Source organism: Glaesserella parasuis (assembly GCF_002015085.1).
Taxonomy (GTDB): domain Bacteria; phylum Pseudomonadota; class Gammaproteobacteria; order Enterobacterales; family Pasteurellaceae; genus Glaesserella; species Glaesserella parasuis.
This window is the reverse complement of record NZ_MUXW01000022.1, coordinates 1-20,330: the sequence shown is the minus strand read 5'-3', so window position 1 is coordinate 20,330 and position 20,330 is coordinate 1. Positions and strand designations below refer to the sequence as shown.

The 20,330-nt window shown below is 41.0% G+C and carries 14 protein-coding genes; 4 read left to right on the top strand and 10 right to left on the bottom strand.

Annotated features, from left to right (window positions below):
- Positions 1 to 197 precede the first annotated feature (197 nt).
- The gene (gene rnd / locus B0183_RS07185; protein WP_078208576.1) at positions 198 to 1,325 is read right to left on the bottom strand and encodes a ribonuclease D; all 1,128 of its coding nucleotides are present in this window, start codon (positions 1,323 to 1,325) and stop codon (positions 198 to 200) included.
- Between the two features lie 173 nt (positions 1,326 to 1,498).
- Here rnd and B0183_RS07180 point away from each other — a divergent pair, with 173 nt between their 5' ends.
- Positions 1,499 to 2,704 carry an ROK family protein gene (locus B0183_RS07180; protein ID WP_012621711.1) on the top strand — a complete coding sequence of 402 codons (1,206 nt, stop codon included), beginning with the start codon at positions 1,499 to 1,501 and terminating at the stop codon, positions 2,702 to 2,704.
- 15 nt (positions 2,705 to 2,719) lie between these two features.
- On the opposite strand, the gene B0183_RS07175 is transcribed toward B0183_RS07180, so the two are convergent.
- The 6 genes from B0183_RS07175 to seqA all read right to left on the bottom strand — a co-directional run bounded on the left by B0183_RS07175 (position 2,720) and on the right by seqA (position 9,931).
- On the bottom strand, positions 2,720 to 3,016 hold the full coding sequence (locus B0183_RS07175) for a HigA family addiction module antitoxin (protein WP_005712590.1): 297 nt from the start codon (positions 3,014 to 3,016) through the stop codon (positions 2,720 to 2,722).
- An 8-nt stretch (positions 3,017 to 3,024) separates the two neighbouring features.
- Positions 3,025 to 3,300, bottom strand: a complete 276-nt coding sequence (locus B0183_RS07170; protein WP_012621710.1) for a type II toxin-antitoxin system RelE/ParE family toxin — start codon at positions 3,298 to 3,300, stop codon at positions 3,025 to 3,027.
- 206 nt (positions 3,301 to 3,506) lie between these two features.
- A complete protein-coding gene (gene aroC / locus B0183_RS07165) occupies positions 3,507 to 4,589 on the bottom strand; it encodes a chorismate synthase (protein WP_016527958.1) in 1,083 nt (360 codons plus the stop codon).
- A 76-nt stretch (positions 4,590 to 4,665) separates the two neighbouring features.
- A complete protein-coding gene (gene mscK, locus B0183_RS07160; protein ID WP_044008992.1) occupies positions 4,666 to 7,959 on the bottom strand; it encodes a mechanosensitive channel MscK in 3,294 nt (1,097 codons plus the stop codon).
- Positions 7,952 to 9,367 carry an o-succinylbenzoate--CoA ligase gene (gene menE / locus B0183_RS07155; protein WP_026916469.1) on the bottom strand — a complete coding sequence of 472 codons (1,416 nt, stop codon included), beginning with the start codon at positions 9,365 to 9,367 and terminating at the stop codon, positions 7,952 to 7,954. Before menE ends, mscK begins: the two co-directional genes overlap by 8 nt.
- A 3-nt stretch (positions 9,368 to 9,370) precedes the next feature.
- Complete coding sequence (gene seqA / locus B0183_RS07150) at positions 9,371 to 9,931, bottom strand: replication initiation negative regulator SeqA (RefSeq protein ID WP_021118339.1); 561 nt, start codon at positions 9,929 to 9,931, stop codon at positions 9,371 to 9,373.
- A gap of 107 nt (positions 9,932 to 10,038) precedes the next feature.
- Between seqA and B0183_RS07145 the strand changes: the two genes are divergently transcribed.
- Positions 10,039 to 10,821, top strand: coding sequence for an alpha/beta fold hydrolase (locus B0183_RS07145; RefSeq protein ID WP_021113529.1), 783 nt, complete (start codon positions 10,039 to 10,041; stop codon positions 10,819 to 10,821).
- Positions 10,822 to 10,973: 152 nt separating this feature from the next.
- Here B0183_RS07145 and B0183_RS07140 read toward each other — a convergent pair whose 3' ends face one another.
- The gene (locus B0183_RS07140; RefSeq protein WP_078208575.1) at positions 10,974 to 11,339 is read right to left on the bottom strand and encodes a hypothetical protein; all 366 of its coding nucleotides are present in this window, start codon (positions 11,337 to 11,339) and stop codon (positions 10,974 to 10,976) included.
- Between the two features lie 95 nt (positions 11,340 to 11,434).
- Here B0183_RS07140 and parC point away from each other — a divergent pair, with 95 nt between their 5' ends.
- Positions 11,435 to 13,678, top strand: coding sequence for a DNA topoisomerase IV subunit A (gene parC, locus B0183_RS07135; protein WP_078208574.1), 2,244 nt, complete (start codon positions 11,435 to 11,437; stop codon positions 13,676 to 13,678).
- A gap of 33 nt (positions 13,679 to 13,711) precedes the next feature.
- Here the strand turns inward: parC and xseA are convergent, their stop codons facing one another.
- Positions 13,712 to 15,040, bottom strand: a complete 1,329-nt coding sequence (gene xseA / locus B0183_RS07130) for an exodeoxyribonuclease VII large subunit (RefSeq protein WP_035523227.1) — start codon at positions 15,038 to 15,040, stop codon at positions 13,712 to 13,714.
- A 113-nt stretch (positions 15,041 to 15,153) separates the two neighbouring features.
- Complete coding sequence (gene glyA / locus B0183_RS07125; protein ID WP_078208573.1) at positions 15,154 to 16,416, bottom strand: serine hydroxymethyltransferase; 1,263 nt, start codon at positions 16,414 to 16,416, stop codon at positions 15,154 to 15,156.
- A 581-nt stretch (positions 16,417 to 16,997) separates the two neighbouring features.
- Between glyA and B0183_RS13020 the strand changes: the two genes are divergently transcribed.
- On the top strand, positions 16,998 to 20,330 hold a 3,333-nt coding region (locus tag B0183_RS13020), incomplete at its 3' end, for an ESPR-type extended signal peptide-containing protein (RefSeq protein WP_078208572.1).

Here is a 20,330-nt window from a genome sequence, read left to right as displayed (position 1 = left end):
CAAAGGTGCCGTCACGGTCACTTTTAGGTTTTTGGCAAATTCCGCTGCCAAGGCGTGAAGTTGTTTTTCGTTCATAATAAAATACCTGTGTCTGAATGTATTATCTCAGAAACAGGTATTTACACAAATTGTGGGAGAGGCTCCTTCATTTAGTAAAAATGTAGCAACTTTACATCACAAAACATTTCTTTATGTTTTTATTTACTTAGATCAATTTCTGTCAATAATTTATTACCAAATTGCTCTCTCCACCCACACAATAACTCAGGTAACTTTTGCCTATCCTGCCCATTTCTATACCATTTAAACAACTGATTTAATTGACGCTTACTCGCCAACAACTCAATCGCCAAATTTTCAGGACAAACTTCCGCAAGACGCTTTTGCAAACGTTTGAAAGTAGTTTTGTAGCCAGCCTCATCAACCAAACGACGAATAACAGGCGGATAGTTCTCTGGCAAAATTTGCTTACCCAGCTCGACTAACCACAAAATTTTCTTACCGTGAATACGCACTTCATTTGGGTGCATAAATTCCAACAAGATTGAAGTATGTTTCGGTTGTAATTTAGCAATTTGTAACAAACTCTGCTCTTTAATAATAAAATTTAATGCCAAATCACGTTTTTCTGCTTCTTCTATCCGCCACTTAGCTAATATCTGCAAAATTGCCAGCTCTTGTTGGTTAAGTTGCCACGCATTACTGATTTCCTTATAGGCTTTATTCGGATCTTCTACGATCTGCCGTTTAGCTAACAAAGTTGCACACTCTTCTACGACGGCAGTTTGCCACGGTGTTTTTGCTAAATCTTCCGCCAATTTGTGATAAATCGTCAACAAATACCACACATCTGCACAGGCATATTGAAGTTGTATCTCACTCAAAGGACGGCTCAACCAATCTGTGCGAGAAGCCCCTTTATCCAATTCAACCTCAAGATAATGCAACGCAAGTTTGGCAAAGCCAATTGAAATACCTATCCCCACAAACCCTGCCATCACCTGCGTATCTAACATTGGTTGCGGTAACTGTTTGAAATAGTGTTGAAAAACTTCCAAATCTTCACTACAAGCGTGAAGTACCTTAAGCACATTTTCATTTGTTAACAACGCAGTAAAAGAGGAAAAATCCGTAATACTTAACGGATCAATCAAATACACCTGCTTACCATCAAAAAGCTGAATTAACCCCAACTTCGGATAATAAGTTCGAGTACGAACAAACTCAGTATCTAACGCAATCACCGATTGTTCTGCAACCTGCAGACACATCTGAGCCAAACTAGGATTATCATCAACCCACTGATATTCTATATACTTATTCATTTTTTCTAATACTTTCCACGAGTTAGCATAATTTTCCATCATTTATTTTAAAAAATAAAATAATTTTGTGACATCACTCTCATAATTGAAGGAAACAATTTGCCAGACACATTATAAAAATAGCACAATAAAGTAACGACTTAGGGAGTAAAAAGATTGTAAGGATTATAGCTATGAAAATCACCTCTTCGGATTATAAATATCAACATCTCGGCACGGTTTACCGCTTAGTTGAACAATTTGAGCTGATTTCTCGTACTGACTTAGCGAAATTATCAGGATTTGCCCCTGCATCAATGACAGTGCTGACGAAAATACTCATTGACCATAAACTGATTTTAGAAAGAACCTCACAAAATTTACCCTCAAGGGGCAGACCTGCCGTAGGGCTGTCGGTTTCCCCGTTCCACTGGCGTTATCTCTGCTTAACCCTTGCACCACAAAAACTCTCTATCGCACTTTGCGATTTGAGTGGCAAGCTCATTTACCAACAACATTATAGCCTGACTTCCGACGAATATCTTAGCTTAGATCAGCATATCCTGAACTGCATACAAACTTTTTCCCTCAACACACCGCTTACCAACGAAGCTTTGCTTGCCATTTCTATCAGCGTAGTGGGGAAAATTGACCGCACAAAAACGATTATCACGCAATTAGGGCAACAGCCCCTCACCTGCCCTCTCGTTGAAACATTGCATCGTCACTTTAATCAACCGATTTTACTCAACGAGCATTTTCAACTCTGGCTTCTAGCGGAAGCAACCTTAGGAAGTTTAATTGCCAATGACAACGTTATTTTCTTACAGCTTGATGATCAAGTGAATTTAAGTGTATTACTCAAAGGGGCATTACTCCATCAAGACGAACATAAACGAATGAATGTTGATAAAATGATAATGCCAAAATTCAGTCCACTTAGTGATGAAATTGCTGAACAACAGACAGAAATCGAACGTTATCAACTCACCAATCAAGTGACTTTCCCTGCACTAGCCAACTTGATCGACCGCTATTTTGACCACCAACACACTTGCCTTGAAGATAAAATCAACTACTTCTGCGAACAAGTAGAAGCCGAAAACCCTCAAGCAATGCAGATTTTATCGCATCTTACCGACAACCTTGCTTATATGCTGATGAACCTAATCAACATATTTTCTACGGAAAAAATTATGTTGAACTCACCGCTATTACGCATTAAAAAACCACTTTTTGAACAACTGCAAACCAAACTACAGCAAAACTTGCTTCTTAATGAACTACGAATTGATATTGTCACCAGCCAATACGATTGGGACAGCCCTCTCATTCCTTCTATTGCAATTAAATTAGGCATTTATGAGGGCTGTTTATTAAAGGGGATTGTAGAGGTGTAAAACGTAGGGTGGGTTTTAACCAACCAATTCACCAAAAATAAAAGGATGAATAGGATTTGTGCGGCGCTGTTTTAATTCCCAAACATCATAAGCGGCTTGTAAACTTAGCCATAATCTAGCCGAGCTGATCCCCGCTTCTTCCAAAGCAATAGCTAAATTTGCCGTCATCGGAGTTTTACCGTGTAATACTCGAGAAAGTGTTTCACGAGAAAAGCCCAAATGTTCCGCTAACGCTTTGATTTTAATATTGTTAGGTTCAATAAATCCTGTTAATAAAATTTCCCCTGGGTGAGAGGGTTTTCTTTCGCTCATATTATCTCCTAGTGATAATCTTCATAATTCAAAACATAAGCATCGCCGTCAATAAATTCAAAAGTAATCCGCCAGTTGCCCGACACAGTCATTGACCAAATGCCTTCCCTATCGCCTCTTAATTTATGGCATTGATAAAAAGGAAGAAATTCATCAACAACTTTTGCCCGATCTATCACATCTAAAATACCATTGATTTTCTTAATGTGATCTATCCGTAGCCCTCGCGTTATACCTTGTCGGAAATATTGCTCTAGCCCCTTATGTTTAAAACTCTTAATCATTACAGCTCCCTTCAAAGAGCGTGATATAATCATATCACACAAAAGATAAAACACTGTAATAATTATTCCCTATTCATAATAAAGCAAAAGGATAAATTTTTATTTTTTCGACGTAGATCGAAAAAATGATTTTAAATGATTGTAATTGGATAAAGGACAAATAAGAGTATATGAGAACGCCAAATGTGGCGTTCTTGATTTAACAATTAACGACACTGTGCCTTAAATCGCAATAGATGATCTAACACCACAATTGCCATCATTGCTTCTGCAATCGGCACAGCACGGATACCAACGCAAGGGTCGTGTCGCCCTTTGGTGACTACTTCGACGGGTTCATTATGTACATTCACACTTTTTCCAGGTACGGTAATACTTGAAGTAGGTTTTAGGGCAATATGAGCGATGATTGGCTGACCTGAGCTAATTCCACCTAAAATGCCACCTGAGTGGTTTGAGCAGAAACCTTCTGGAGTCATTTCGTCACGATGTTCACTACCCTTCTGTTCAACGACTGCAAAACCATCACCAATTTCAACACCTTTGACTGCATTGATCGACATTAAGGCGTGAGCTAGATCTGCGTCCAAGCGGTCAAATACGGGTTCACCTAAACCAACTGGGACATTTTCTGCAATCACGGTTAATTTTGCCCCAATAGAGTTACCCTCTTTTTTCAGCTCTCGGATTAATTCGTCAAATTGTTCCACTGCCACAGGATCTGGGCAGAAAAACGGGTTACTATTAACTTGTTGCCAATCAATCTGTTCGATATTTGCAACAGTTTGTGGGTCGATTTTGACTGAGCCTATTTGTGATAAGTAGCCTCGAATTTCTACGCCAAACTGCTCTTTTAAATATTTTTTCGCTATTGCCCCTGCCGCTACACGCATTGCGGTTTCTCTGGCAGAAGATCGTCCGCCACCACGGTAATCACGAATACCGTATTTTTGTTGGTAGGTATAATCGGCGTGTCCTGGGCGGAATTTGTCCATTATATCGCCGTAATCTTTGGAACGTTGATCGCCATTTTTGATGATTAAGCCGATACTTGTACCTGTGGTTTTGCCTTCAAATACGCCCGATAAGATTTGGACTTCATCATCTTCTCGACGGGGTGTGGTATAGCGAGAAGTGCCAGGTTTACGGCGATCTAAATCGGGTTGTAAATCGGCTTCGCTGAGTTCCATATTAGGGGGAACGCCATCTACAATGCAACCTAATGCAATGCCGTGTGATTCTCCGAATGTGGTGACTTTAAAAAGTTGTCCAATGCTGTTGCCTGCCATTTGTTTTCCTTATTTTTATTGTTGGGTATAAAATCAATAGGTTTTAAAATGGTGGGTTAAAACCCCACCCTACAAATCATTTGATGTCGCTATTTATACCATTTTTTAAATGCACTTCCATTTGATTGAAGGTCATTTTAATTTGGTGTTGGTTAAAGAGTTCTGTGATCCGCTGATAGAGGAAATTGCGTGTTGCGGCACGGTCGTCTAATTCTGGTACAAATACGGTAAATTCGTGTTCGATCCAGCCATCACCAAAACTTTGTAAATTAATACTTGGCGATGGTTCCACCATTACTTTGGGCGCTTCGCTTGCAGCTTGGTTTAGCAAGCGACGAACCAGTGATAAATCTGCTTCGGTGCTGATTTTCAAAATAAACTGTAAGCGTGTGACGGTGTTATTAAAGGTCCAGTTAATAAATCTATCTGTCACAAAGGCTTGGTTTGGTAGTACCACTTCTTTGTTATCATCATCAATCAAAGTTGTTGAACGTAGGCGAATACGGCTGATCACCCCTGTAAAATTGCCAACCGTTACTTTATCACCAACGCGAATTGGACGTTCAAATAATAAAATGGTACCCGATACGAAACTACCGAAAATTTCACGCACCCCGAAACCAAGACCCACAGATAATGCGGTGAAAATCCACTGGATTTTGCTCCACGAAATGCCAAGAGCGGTAAAGGCAGAAATACTACCGAAAGTAACCATCAGATAGGTCATTACCGCAGTGATCGTATGCGGTGTCCCTTTGGATAGTTTAATCCGTGAGAAGAAGGTCACTTCTAAAATCCCTTTCAGGTTTTTCACCAGCACATAGGTGACGGTAATATAAAGTATCGAACGTAAAATATTCAATAAGGTGATGGACTCTACCACTGTACCTTTAGAGGTAGTTTCGATGTTTTCCCATAAAATCACATTATTGAGATAATAAGCAATACTGATTAAATCTGACCAAATCGCATAAAGCGATACGAATAAAATCACCCAGCCGATTAAATCAGCTAAACGGAAAATCTGCTCATTAACCGTTGAAATCTTGATGATTTCCTCTGGTTTCTCTCTGGCTTCCTCTTTAGCCCCCTGCTCTAAACGTTCTAAATTTTGTTCTCTGATTTTTTCCCGTTTTTTCTGTAAGCGACGGTATGCCATTCGACGTGAAGAAATAGTTAAAGAACGATAAGCAAAGTAGCGTCCAAATACCCAAACTAATGCGACTAAATAGGTCGTAATAATGTGGTCGATTAAATAAACTGCCGTGTAGTAGTAACCTAATACAATCAGCACAATCAAGGTAAGCGGTACGATAAACAGCACAAAACGCAAGAGTTTAAACAGGCTGACACTGCGTTTTTTACCATCTTCCGTTTTAGCATTTTCATACTCTTGAATACCCCGATCTAATAGAGGGCGTACAACAAAAGTACACAAAGCTAAAGCAACTATCGTCACGACTTGACCGATCACATCATTAGTAAACCCGACCACCTCAATTTGAGAGAAAATCGAGGAAACTAAGAGCAACACCACAATCCACACAGACTGCTTAATAATGCGTTGGAAAATTTCGTTACTTGCTTGTGGCATACCGAAATGGCGATAAGCTAACCCATTTGGTCGCAATAGTGATAAAACGGTAGCAAAAAATAACCAATATTCAAAGGCTTCGGTTACCCAAGTTGAAGCTAATAATGGATCAGGCACAAATAGGTAAAGTGCCACAGTTGCAAGGGTCAAAAACATCAAACCGCTTGGTAAGGCTAATACTATCGTCCAAAACATCGCTTCTGGCGTATGCCAATGGCTATCATTTTTTAGGGTATTAACATGGCCACCAATGGTTGCCAAGCGGTGTTTTATGTCTGTTTTTTTCCAAATAATTAAGCCATAAAGGGATAACAAAATCGCAATAAAAGTTAGGGTTGAAGGCAAGTTCTGCCCCAAATTTTCAAAGCCAAGATAGTCCGTTAATGTTGAAATCTCAGCAATTGCTTGTTTTGGAAAGGTTTCTAACCAAGTTAAATCAATCGGGTTATTACTTTGAACCCAAAAACTTTGTTGTTGTAGCTGATTTTGCAAGGTATCACTGATGGTGATAATCTGCTTTTGTGTTTGCTCAATCTCATTAGACAAATTAAGCTGTATATTAAGCGTTTTAATTAAGTCCGCTAAAATTTTTTCACGCTCTTTTAAGATGTCTGTTAAGGTTTTGCGTTCCGCATCATCAAATAAGGTTTTGTGGGTCGTTTCTAATTTTTCGATAACGCTATTAAGGTTATAGAGTTCATCACGTTTTTGCGATAAATCAAAAATTTCTACCCGTAAATTTGCAATATCTTTGGAAAGCCCTTTAATTAAGCTATCTGTTGGCAAAGATTGTTTTTGCTGATTAATAATACGAGATAGCACCAAAGTACCTTGTAATGCACTGATCTGCTCTTCAATGTTTCGCTGGGTTTGTATCAAACTGTCTAGTACATTTTTAGCACGCAGGCTATCCCGTGACAACGTATTGGTTTTTTGTGTCTGTTCAACCAAAAATTGACTTAAATCGGTGTTTAATGAAAGCTCATCGTGAATAATCGGATTTTCAACTTTATTGTTAGCTTTTAGTTCTTCAGCCTGTTTTGCTTGAGCCTCAAACTCTTTTAAACGCTTGGCATTTAAGACTTCCTGTAACGTTGCCTGCTGTTTCTGTAACAATTGCTGTTTTAACGTTAATTCATTACGTTTCGCCTCTTTCAACGAAATCAGCAGATCAATGTTTTGTGCTAAATATTGATTATATTTATTACTTGCCTCTAGGTATTTTAATTCCGCATTGTATTTATCAATCAGCGATTTACTTGCTTGGTTATTGTGTTTTAAACGTGTTAATTTATCCGCTTGTTGATTATTTTCGGTAATCTGTTTTCGTGTTTGTTCTGAGGCTGTACGATAAGTTACCGCACTAGAGTTTGTTTCATTCAAGGTCAATTGAACATTGTTTAACTCTTGACGGGTATTGTCTAAACGTTTTTCTAACTCTTCATTACTGAGTTTACTGGAAATTTCAACTTCACTGTTTAACTCCTTAGTTAATTTGTCGATATTTTTCTTATAAGTATCTAAAGTTGCAGTTGCATTAGTAAGTTTTTTTTCTAAAGCCTCTAATTCACTATTTTGATTTTTAGTTTTCTCAATGAATAGCAAGGCTTCTTCAATGTTTTTGACCGGTTCAGTTGTTTGCTCAGAAGGATTGGTTTTTATTGCTTCTAACTGCGTTTTCAAATCTTCCGCAGACACAAAATCTTCCACCGCAGACTGAACCGTCGCCGTGAAAAAAGATAAACATAACGCAAGCCAAAATGATTTTTTACACATTTTTTTCTCTCAACTTGTTGGCGATATACGCTTTTAAATGGGTTCTAGACATCTTAATGCCATTTGATTGCCCTATCTCATCTTCCAAAGGGAAATAAGCAATCGGCTGTTTGAATTTTTCTAATCGTTGCATTGCAAAAGATTTCAACAGATTGACCGCTTGTATTGAAAAAGGTTCGCTAAAAGCCACTAACGCCACAGGACGTTCGCCAAATTCTTGATCGGCAACTGGCACAACAAACACTTGTTTTACAAGCGGATATTTTTGTAGCACCTTTTCCACTTCTTCGGGCTGAATATTTTCCCCGCCCGAAATAAACATATTATCTAATCGCCCTAGCACTTCCAATTTGCCATTATTCCAACGCCCTTTATCTTTTGTCGCAAACCAGCCTTGAGCATTGTGTAAGGCAACAATTTTACCTTGTTGCCAATAGCCTAACGCAAGGCTCTGCCCTTTTACCCAAATTTCCCCCTCTACGAGGGTAGCTTCTCGATTTGCTAACGGTTTGCCAACATTATCACTCTCATTTTTAACAGCACAAATGGTTGATGCCATTTCTGTCATTCCATAGCCTGCATAAGTTGTGATCTGATGCTGTTGAGCTTGTTCAATTAAATCTGCCGGAATTGCCGAGCCACCTAATAAAATATGCTGTGATACTAACTTTTCACCAAGCCAAGCTAAATAACGCTGTAATTGTGTTGGTACTAAAGAAGCGTGGCTGACTTGCGATAACATTTGCCAAAATTCCGCTTTATCTTCCGTCAGATAAAGGATTGCCCCTTGCGATAACCAACGCCAAACAATCCCCTGCCCCGAAACGTGAAAAAGAGGCAAACTTAACAACCAAGAACAATGGCGATCAAATTGAACAAAATCACAGACACTGATTGCATTGGCAAGATGTTGAGCAATAGAATGCACTACCGCTTTGGGATTGCCTGATGAACCTGACGTAAGGGTAAAAGTGGCTGGTTTATCGAAAGAAAATAAGCCATTGTCTTGATTTCTAGATAACTGAAAACCCCTATCTAGAGAATAAAAATCCTGATCGGTCAGCAAAATAGATACTTGGTTTTGTTGCAATATCTGTTGGCGTTGGATCTCGCTCATTGCAGGATTAAGCGTTAAGATCTTTCTTCCACTTGCCAACACAGCACAATAACAGAGCAAACCGATTAAACGGTGAGAACCTGAATAAGCCACCAAGCTATTCGGCAATGCTAACTGCTCAAGCAATCTCACCGCTTGTTCAATCAACAGTTGCAACTGTTGCCACGAAATTTGACGGGGTAAGTAAGAAAACAAGGTAGCATTTCCTCTATCCCAAACAATAGCAATATCTTGAGCCTGTTTTTCTGCCCAATATATTGTGGGGAATGTCGGAAATACTACCCTTGACATAGATTAATTGAATTGAGCTTTAATACGAGCAACTAACTCTTCAGGTAATTCCATTGCATTCATTAATGCACACAAAATAATCCCTTTTCGTTCCGTATTATTATTCGTAATCACCCAAAATGGCGACTCTGGAATTTGCTTCGCTTTAACACTCGAGCCCGTCGCAAGAATAGTTTGTTCATCACGAGCAAAATAAATTCGCTCACTGCCCTGCACATTTTCCGTCGCATGAGAAAAGCTCTCAGGATCTGCTTTATACAAGGCAGACAACAAGTGTAAAAAGCGATTTACGCCTTTTGTTTCATTGTTAAAAAGGCTCGAAGCCAACACAAATTCAACTTGCTTAATCACCTTATCTTGTTGATGGAGTTGTTTCTTTTGCTTAGGCAGCTTTGCAAGATCTTTCAATTCATTGATCATATTCTCTTGCACAAGTACAAAAGGTTGGGGAGATGCTGGTAAACGGAGTAAACGACGTAAAATATCTGACGCACTTTCCCCAATAGCCTGAGTTCTGCTTGCAATATAGTGGTATAATTCATCATCAACTTCGATTGTTTTCATCTTGTCCCCTAAATAACTTGATTACTGGAAAATTCTAGGCATTATACGCATTTCCGATCTTTTTAACAGGATCTAAACACGATAATTGAATAAATTTTAATTAAATTATGGCGGAAAAAATGTTTCTTCATCACCAATTTCAAACAGCAACCAACCCAGCGACTTCATCACCACAAACAATGGTCTTTATTCACGGTTTATTTGGTGATATGAATAACTTAGGCGTGGTTGCCAGAGCCTTTGCGGAACAGTTTAATCTACTCCGCATCGACTTACGCAATCACGGGCAATCTTTCCACAGTGATGAAATGAACTATACCTTAATGGCAGAAGATCTGCGAGATCTACTCAACCACTTACAACTTAACAATGTTATTCTCGTTGGGCATTCAATGGGAGGAAAAACAGCAATGATGTTAGCCAACATCGCCCCTGAGCTTGTGGCAAAACTAATCATCATTGACATTGCCCCCGTTGCTTATCACCTCAACCGCCACGACGACATTTTTGCAGGACTTTTTGCGGTTAAAGCTACCAAACCAGCTAACCGCCAAGAGGCCAAAACAGCAATTGCAAAAGGTATTCAAGATGAAGGCATACAACAATTTATGCTGAAATCATTCGATCCACAAAGCCCAGAATTCTTTAAATTTAATCTATCGGGTTTAAAACAAAACTACCCCAATCTAATGGATTGGCAAAATGTTTTTGTGGATAAACCTACTCTCTTTATCAAAGGGGCGTTATCGGATTACTTACAAGAAAAAGACACCCAAACCATCTTAGCTCAATTCCCACAAGCAAAATCCTTTATTGTTAGCGGTGCAGACCATTGGGTTCACGCAGAAAAACCAGAAGCTGTGGTCAGGGCGATGGTTAAGTTTATATAAAAATGCCCCTAATTTACTAAAAATCAAAGGGGGTGACTGCTTTCTAATCCAGTCTCCCCCTTACTTCTCATCAAATAATACCAAAGTGTTTTTCGGACAATTCTAAATGAGTAGTCAACTGAGCAAAAATGATGTCATTACCGCCAGTGACCCTATCCCAAATTCTGAGAAGCTTTTTCTTTTCCACCTTGACTTATTGCTGCTACAACCGCTCCAACACCTAAAATCCCTCCACCGAGATAAGCTAAATTAGAAATAACACTACTACTCTGAGCAGCAACATCTGACACCAAAGTTGTATTTTCAACTACTTCCGTAGAAGATACAGAAGATTCATTCTTTTTTACTTCATCAATATCTGTAGATTCTGAAGTGGTGACATTTTTTTCTACTTTTTCTGTATTTGAATCAATATAATCTTCTATTGATTTTTGTTTTATATTTTTCTTTAATTGTGTTCGACGAGCTTTGGTTGAGAATATCTCTTCTTTATCAAAAATAGCTTGAACATCTCGCATGTGCAACACTTTACTAATTAAGTAGACAGTTCTCTACAAATAAGAGAGAATTGTCAAGATAAGCTCTTTTATTTTTCAATAGTATTTATATTCCAATGACCACTGAAATCAATTACGAAGGCGTTGAACAAATGCCGATTAAGCGTTTTACGGAAGACGCTTATCTCAATTACTCAATGTATGTCATTATGGATCGTGCTTTGCCTTTTATTGGCGACGGTCTAAAACCTGTGCAACGTCGTATTATTTATGCGATGTCTGAGCTTGGCTTAAATGCTGCAGCAAAATATAAAAAATCTGCACGTACTGTCGGTGATGTGCTAGGTAAATTTCACCCGCACGGTGATAGTGCCTGTTATGAAGCAATGGTTTTGATGGCACAGCCGTTCTCTTATCGCTATCCATTAATTGATGGACAAGGAAACTGGGGAGCGCCAGACGATCCTAAATCCTTTGCTGCAATGCGTTATACCGAATCAAAACTCTCCAAAATGGCTGAAATTCTATTGGGGGAGTTAGGACAGGGTACGGTTGATTATCAACCAAACTTTGATGGTTCATTAGAAGAGCCTAAATATCTTCCAGCTCGTTTACCTCATATTTTGTTAAATGGCACAACAGGTATTGCTGTTGGTATGGCGACAGATATTCCGCCTCATAATATTAACGAGTTAGCGGCAGCTTCAGTAAAATTATTGGATAATCCAACCGCTAGTCTTAGCGATATTTTGGACGTGGTTCAAGGCCCTGATTACCCAACAGAAGCTGAAATTATTACACCGCGCTCAGAAATTGCAAAGATTTATGAGCAAGGTAGAGGCTCTATTAAAATGCGAGCGGTATGGAAACGAGAAGAGAATAATATTGTTATCAATGCCTTACCTCACCAAGCCTCGCCATCTAAAGTGATTGAACAGATCGCCACGCAAATGCGAAATAAAAAATTGCCGATGGTTGATGATATTCGAGATGAGTCTGATCACGAAAACCCTATCCGCATTGTGCTAGAACCACGTTCTAACCGTATTGATTATGATGGCTTAATGGATCATCTGTTTGCTACCACTGATCTTGAAAAAAGCTACCGTATCAATATGAATATGATTGGGCTTGATGGTAAACCTGCGGTGAAAAATTTACTGACCATTCTTACTGAGTGGTTAGCATTCCGTAGAACAACGGTCACACGTCGTTTAAATTTCCGCTTGGATAAAATCATCAGCCGTTTACATATTTTAGAGGGCTTGATGATTGCGTTCCTTAATCTTGATGAAGTGATTGAGATTATTCGCAATGAAGATAATCCCAAAGCTGAATTAATTGCACGTTTTCAATTAAGCGATGAGCAAGCCGAAGCCATTCTAAACTTACGATTACGTCATTTGGCAAAACTGGAAGAACACGAGTTAAAAGCAGAACAGCAGAAACTTGAAGAAGAACGGGAACATTTGCAAGGGATCTTAGGTTCAGAGCGTCGTTTAAATAACTTGATTAAGAAAGAGATTGAAGCCGATGCCAAAGCCTTTGCCAGCCCTCGCCGTTCACCACTTGTGGAGCGTGCTGAAGCGAAAGCGATTTCAGAAAGCGATTTAACACCAACAGAGCCTGTGACGGTAATTCTTTCCGAAAAAGGCTGGGTACGTTGTGCTAAAGGGCACGATATTGATGTGCAGAACCTAAGTTACAAAGCTGGCGATAGCTACCTTGCCCACGCTTATGGTAAGAGCAATCAGCCAGTTGTCTTTATTGACAGCACAGGGCGTAGCTATGCTCTTGATCCTCTTAGCCTGCCTTCCGCTCGTTCGCAAGGTGAACCTATTACGGGCAAAATCAGTTTACCTGATGGGGCAACGGTGCAATGTGTGCTAATGGCTGAGGAAAGTCGTAAGGTACTAATGGCTTCGGATTCGGGCTATGGCTTTATTTGCCAATTTGAAGATCTGGTTTCTCGCAACAAGGCAGGGAAAGCGGTTATTTCCTTAACGGAAAATGCAAAAGTGCTACCACCGCAGTTGTTAAAAGAGGGGGAAGAAAATCTGTTAGTGGCAATGAGCAATACAGGGCGAGTATTAGTCTTCCCAGTTTCTGAATTGCCTGAGTTATCTAAAGGCAAGGGAAATAAGATCATCAACATTTCTGCACAAGCTGCGAAAGAACGAGCAGAGCTACTTTCTCGATTACTTATAATCAACCCAACAAGTTCGCTGGTTTTCGTTTCAGGTAAACGTAAAATTACGCTAAAACCAACAGATATTGAACATTATCGTGGCGAACGAGCAAGAAAAGGCACGCAACTTCGAGGGCTAAGTGGTAATGTTGAAGTTGAAATTGTAGATTAGGATTGGGGGGAATGGTATTCCCCTTAATACATTCTAGAGAATACCCACCACCTGACTTACCACATTTCCCTGTGCTAAACGAGTGACTATCGTTTCACCGATTGAAATATCCTGAGTGGATAGCAGTGCTTTGCCTTGTTGGTTTTGTGTTACGGAGTAGCCTCTTGCTAAAATAGCAAGCGGGCTTAAGCCGTCTAACTGCGTGCAAAGGGTTTGAAATTGCTGGCGACGTTGGCTGATATTCTTCTCAATGGCATAGCTTAAACGTTGCTCTAGCTTGTGCAAATGTTGTGTTTGGGCTGAAATACGGTAAGGAAGCGGATTTCGTTCCATTCGTTGTAGCGTATTTTTCCAACGCTGTTGTTTACGCAACAATAGCTGTTCCATCTGCTGTTTCAGCTGTTTTTCTAAGTGCAAAAGCTGTTGGACACGTTGCTGTAATTGACGCTGTGGGTGTTGAGCCTGCAAACGAAGTTGCAAGCGGTCAAATCGGGCTAATTTTTCACTCCATAAGCGATCAAAAGCTAAATTCACTTTATCAGCGTGATGTTGTAACTGTCGTAACAACTCTTGTTGATCACGGCTGACCAACTCTGCCGCAGCCGACGGCGTTGGCGCACGCAAATCTGCCACAAAATCTGCAATAGTTACATCGGTTTCGTGTCCAACGGCACTGATAATCGGGATCTGAGAGTGATAAATCGCCCAAGCGACCGCTTCTTCATTAAAGCACCATAAATCTTCCAGTGAGCCACCGCCACGCCCAACAATCAGCACATCACATTCCTGACGGCGGTTCGCCAGCTCGATCATCTGCACAATATCAGCTGTCGCTTCTTTGCCTTGCACTAAGGTCGGATAAATCACAATTTCAAGAGTTGGGTCGCGACGTTGTAAAATATGCAAAATATCTTGCAACGCCGCACCACTTGATGAAGTTACAATGCCAACACGTTTAACGAACGTAGGAATAGGCTTTTTATGTTCTTGAGCAAATAACCCTAACCCAGCCAATTTCATTTTAAGCTGTTCAAATTGCTGTTGTAACAAGCCATCGCCAGCAGGTTGCATTGTTTCAATAATAACTTGATAATCACCTCGTGGCTCATACAGGCTAACATTCGCTCTCACCAATACTTGCATTCCATTTTGCGGACGGAAATTCACTCGCATATTTTTCATACGAAACATTGCACAACGCACCTGCGCTTGTTCGTCTTTCAGGGTTAAATACCAATGCCCAGAAACAGGTTGCGAAAAGTTTGAAATCTCGCCGATAAGCCAAACACTGCCAAATTCGACTTCAAGCATCTGTTTAACGGAGTAATTGAGCTGACTGATGGTTAGGATATGGTTTTTCATAATAAAATTTAAAGGATTCAATATGTTATCCTCAAATAAATTATCCCCTTGTCAATATTGTAACTAAAACAAATAATGACAAGAGGATAACACAACAAATCTCTTTGTTAATTTTATGGATAAACAGGTAGACGTTTACAAATATCCAAAACTTTCACTTTAGTCGCTTCAATTACCGCAGCTTCGTTATCCTTACCGATGTTATCTAATACATCGCACATCCAACCTGCAAGTTCCCGTACTTCAGCCTCTTTAAAACCACGACGAGTTACAGATGGAGTACCAACACGAATACCAGAAGTAATGAATGGTTTTTGTGGATCGTTCGGTACTGCATTTTTATTAACAGTAATATTTGCTTTACCTAAAGCCGTATCTGCCGCTTTACCCGTTAAACCGTGGCTCACTAAATCAACAAGGAATAAGTGGTTTTCTGTACCATTTGAAACAACGTTATAGCCACGTTGTTTAAATACTTCCACCATGGCTTTTGCATTTTTCACCACTTGTTGTTGATAAACTTTATATTCAGATTCTAACGCTTCTTTAAAGCAAACCGCTTTGGCAGCTATTACATGAACTAATGGACCACCTTGACTAGCAGGGAAAACCGCACTTTGTAGTTTTTGGTATAACTCTTCATCTTTTGCACTTGAAAGAATTAAACCACCACGAGGGCCACCTAAAGTTTTATGTGTAGTTGTTGTTACAATATGAGCATGAGGTAATGGGCTTGGATAAACGCCTGCAGCAATTAATCCTGCAACATGAGCCATATCGACAAATAAATAAGCCCCTACTTCATCAGCAATTTCACGCATTTTTGCCCAATCAACTACTTGTGAATAGGCAGAGAAACCGCCAACAATCATTTTAGGCTTAACTTCGTGAGCTTGCTTACGAAGAGCATCATAATCAATAACGCCTTCTGATGTAATGCCGTATTGTTCGGCATGATAGATTTTTCCAGAGAAACTAACAGATGCGCCATGAGTTAAGTGACCACCGTGAGCCAAACTCATCCCTAAAATAGTATCACCTGGATTTAATAGAGCCATATACACAGCTGCATTTGCTTGAGAACCAGAGTGCGGCTGTACGTTCACATAATCTGCATTGAATAACTCTTTTGCACGTTCAATCGCTAACTGCTCTACAATATCTGCATATTCACAGCCGCCATAATAACGTTTACCAGGATAACCTTCTGCGTATTTGTTGGTAAATTGTGAACCCTGAGCTTCCATCACACGAGGACTTGCATAGTTTTCAGAAGCAATAAGTTCAATATGCTCTTCTTGACGACGATTTTCGCCTTGAATAGCTTGCCATAATTCTGGATCATAATCTGCGATATTCATATCACGTCTTAACATTGGTTTCTCCTATAAGTAATCGTTTGCGTAATTGATCTATCCATATTCTACGCAGTTTTTTTGACTTTAGATAGTAGTTTTTTCTGATGATTGTAATAAAAATATCAAGAAGCAAACTAAAACTAAGACTTATATACTATGATTTATCTCTTTTCTAAACATTAAAATTGTAAAACCTATCATTAGCTCTATGAAGGCTTACCTACACACCATTAAAATTCGCCTTAAAACCCACTTTATTACCCTCCTACACATCGTTCCGCTTGACTACCCCCCTTAAAATACAATAGAACCGTCCATTTCTTCTGAAGAAACGCCTCAAGCGCCTGAGCTGGTCATTGATGATCATCAACAAGCCTCTTTTGTTGCACCACAAGATGCCGTAATCTCTGGAAGCGGTGCGGCACTTTTTGAAACAACCTCCAATATTGAACCGGCATCTATTTTATTCTTTATTTTATGTAAATGTTGTTTTTTTTTTACAATGGAGTGGGGGCATCTGTACACCCTGAAAATGTAAATAAAAGTTTATGATGCTTTATTAGGAAAAGCGTTAGAGAAAGTTATTATGGAAAGTTATTATGAATAAAATATTTAGAGTTATTTGGAGTCATGCTCAACAGGCTTGGGTTGTTGTATCTGAATTAGTAAAATCTCATACCAAAACATCCACTTACACGGATAAAAGAGCTCAACTATGCACCTCACATTATTTTTTAGATAAACAGCAAGATAAATTTAAATTAAGTTTTTTAAGTCTAGTATTACTAGGTATATTTTTTAGTCCAGTAGGTTCAGCACAAATTATTGTAGATGGTTCTCGTCAAGGGTCTGGAGAAAAAATAGACGAAGGTTCTATTGGTATTGGTGAAGGTAGTCAGGTTGGGCCTGGTGCTATTACTATTGGTAAGTTCTCAGACGCTAGTGGTAGGACTGCTATTGCGATAGGTTATGATGCAAAAGCAATACCACTCAAATCTATCGCCTTAGGCGCAGGAGCCAAAGCGACACAGAGTGAAGCAATTGCAATAGGTTCAGGTGCTGTAGCAAATTTGATACAATCTGTTGCTATCGGGAAAAGTACCAACGCGAGTGGGTATAGTTCCATATCAATCGGTCATAGTGCAAGTGCAGCAGCATCAGAATCTATCTCCTTAGGTCCAGTCTCAAAAGCAACCCATACAGAAGGTGTAGCAATCGGTACGAGAAGTACTTCAAATGGCGAATATGGTGTGGCTGTCGGTAGCAGTTCTGTAGCGGGCAGTCGTTCGGCATCTTTAGGCTATCTAGCTACTGCACATGGCACAGGTTCTGTCGCTGTGGGTCAACAGGCAAATACCGGCCAACACAATAGAGCAACCGCACTTGGTAACAATTCAATTGTTCTTGTTGATGGTGGCGTGGCGTTAGGTTATGGTTCGACAGCAGACACGGCTGGGGGTGTAGATGGAGCGAGACAATCCTATTCTGTAACAACAGAAGCAAGTAGTGTTAGCAATGGTTTTAAATCAACACAAAGTGTTAATAATAGCATTACTATCGGTGCAGTTTCTGTGGGTAATGAGAAAATCAAACGCCAAATCACCAACGTTGCGGCAGGTACAAAATTAACTGATGCAGTAAACGTGGCGCAGCTTCAATCCTTGACCATGAAGATTGATGGTAATACTAAAACAGGTACACCAAAAGTTGGTTTATGGGGAGGTACGCTCAAAGTAACAGGCGATAATGGTCTTACTTCCGAAGCTAGCAACGATACGATTACGGTTAAATTAACCAAGGATATTAAACAAAAAATTGATGAAGCCGCTAGCACAAGTTATGTTGATAACAAATTCACGTCTTTTACAGTTGATAATTCAGGTATGTTTGGCTCTACAAATGATGGCAGATTGTCAGTAGGGACGGCAGGACTTGCAACTGTTGGTGATGTAGTCACTGCTGTAAATAATGCAGGCTGGAAACTGGAGATTGCAAAAGGCGCAGGTGAAGCTACTCCTCTTGCAACACCACATCTTATCAAAATGGGTGGGACTGTAACCTTTACCGCCGGAAATAATATTAAATTAGAACAAATGGGCGGAAATATTACGATTTCTACAATAATTGGTAAGTTAATTCAAAAAACGGAAACCTTAGGTAATGGCGATTTGCAAATTACTTATACTGATGGTTCGTCGGATACTATTGCCAAGGGTAGAGATGGTGCACCAGGTGAGCGCGGTCCTGCGGGTCCTAGAGGTGAACGAGGAGAACAAGGACCAGTAGGTCCTGCGGGTGCAGTTGGTCCAGCAGGTCCTCGGGGTGAGCGAGGAGAAACAGGAGCACCAGGTCCAATGGGTCCACAAGGACCGCAAGGGAAAGCGGGTCCAGTTGGTCCTGCGGGAGAGCGCGGTCCTGAGGGTCCAACAGGACAAACAGGTCCAGCAGGTGCTAAGGGTGATAAAGGTGATACGGGTCCAGTTGGTCCGCAAGGTCCGATGGGTCCTGCGGGTCCTGCTGGTGCAATAGGTCCTGCGGGTGCAACAGGTCCTGCGGGTCCAGCAGGTGATAAAGGTGATACGGGTCCGCAAGGTCCGATGGGTCCTCCGGGTCCAGTAGGTCCAGCAGGTCCTACGGGCCCAGCAGGTCCTCGGGGTCAACAAGGTCCTGCAGGTGAGCAAGGTCCAGTTGGTCCTGCGGGTCCAACAGGTCCAGCAGGACCTAAGGGTCCTAAAGGTGAACCAGGTCCGAAAGGGGATACTGGTCTGCAAGGTCCGATGGGTCCTGCGGGTCCTGCTGGTGCAATAGGTCCTGCGGGTCCAGCAGGTCCTGCGGGTGCAACAGGTCCTGCGGGTCCAACAGGTCCAGCAGGTGCTAAGGGTGACAAAAGTGAACAGGGTGAGCGAGGAGAAACAGGACTACAAGGTGCAGCAGGTCCAGCAGGTCCTCAGGGCCCTGCTGGTGCAACAGGTGAGCGCGGTCCGAAAGGGGATACTGGTCTAAGAGGAGAGACAGGTCCTGCGGGTCCAGTTGGTCCGCAAGGTCCAGTGGGTCCACAAGGAGCGCAAGGAATAGCGGGTGCAACAGGACCTAAGGGTGATAAAGGTGAACAGGGTGATCAGGGACCAAGAGGTGAAGCTGGTCCAGCAGGCCCGACAGGTCCTGCGGGTCCAACAAGTCCGAAAGGCGATACAGGCCCAGCAGGTCCTAAAAGAGAGCAAGGTTTAACGGGTCAGACTGCTGGTCCGGAAGGTCCAGTGGATCCACAAGGAGCGCAAGGAATAGCGGGTGCAACAGGACCTAAGGGTGATAAAGGTGAACAAGGTGATCAGGGACCAAGAGGTGAAGCTGGTCCAGCAGGTCCGACAGGTCCTGCGGGTCGAACAAGTCCGAAAGGCGATACAGGCCCAGCAGGTCCTAAAGGAAAGCAAGGTTTAACGGGTCAGACTGGTCCGCAAGGTCCAGTGGATCCACAAGGACCGCAAGGAATAGCGGGTGCAACAGGACCACAGAGTGTCAGCGGTTTGACGATGGAGTATGCTACGGAAGACGGTAAATCGATTATCAATATGGGCGGTAATTTCTATTTGGAAGAACCTGCCGCAGATGGTTCGATTAAGTTAATTCCAGTGGTCAATGCTAGAGGTAAATTCTCAACTAAAACACAAAATCCAGATGGTAGTGTTACGCTTAAGCCATTAGTGGTAAAAAAAGTGAATTTGGCGAATCAAGCTCCTATGGTGCTGGGTAATGTGGCTAAAGGGGTAGCAGATACGGACGCTGTTAATGTTAAACAGTTGAAATCGGCAAGAACTGAGGTTGAAGCGGGTAAAAATGTGAAAGTGACTTCACAAATGGGTGCAAATGATCAGAATATTTACAAGGTGAGCGTGTCTGGAGATTTAAGCGATATTACTTCAATTAGTAATGGC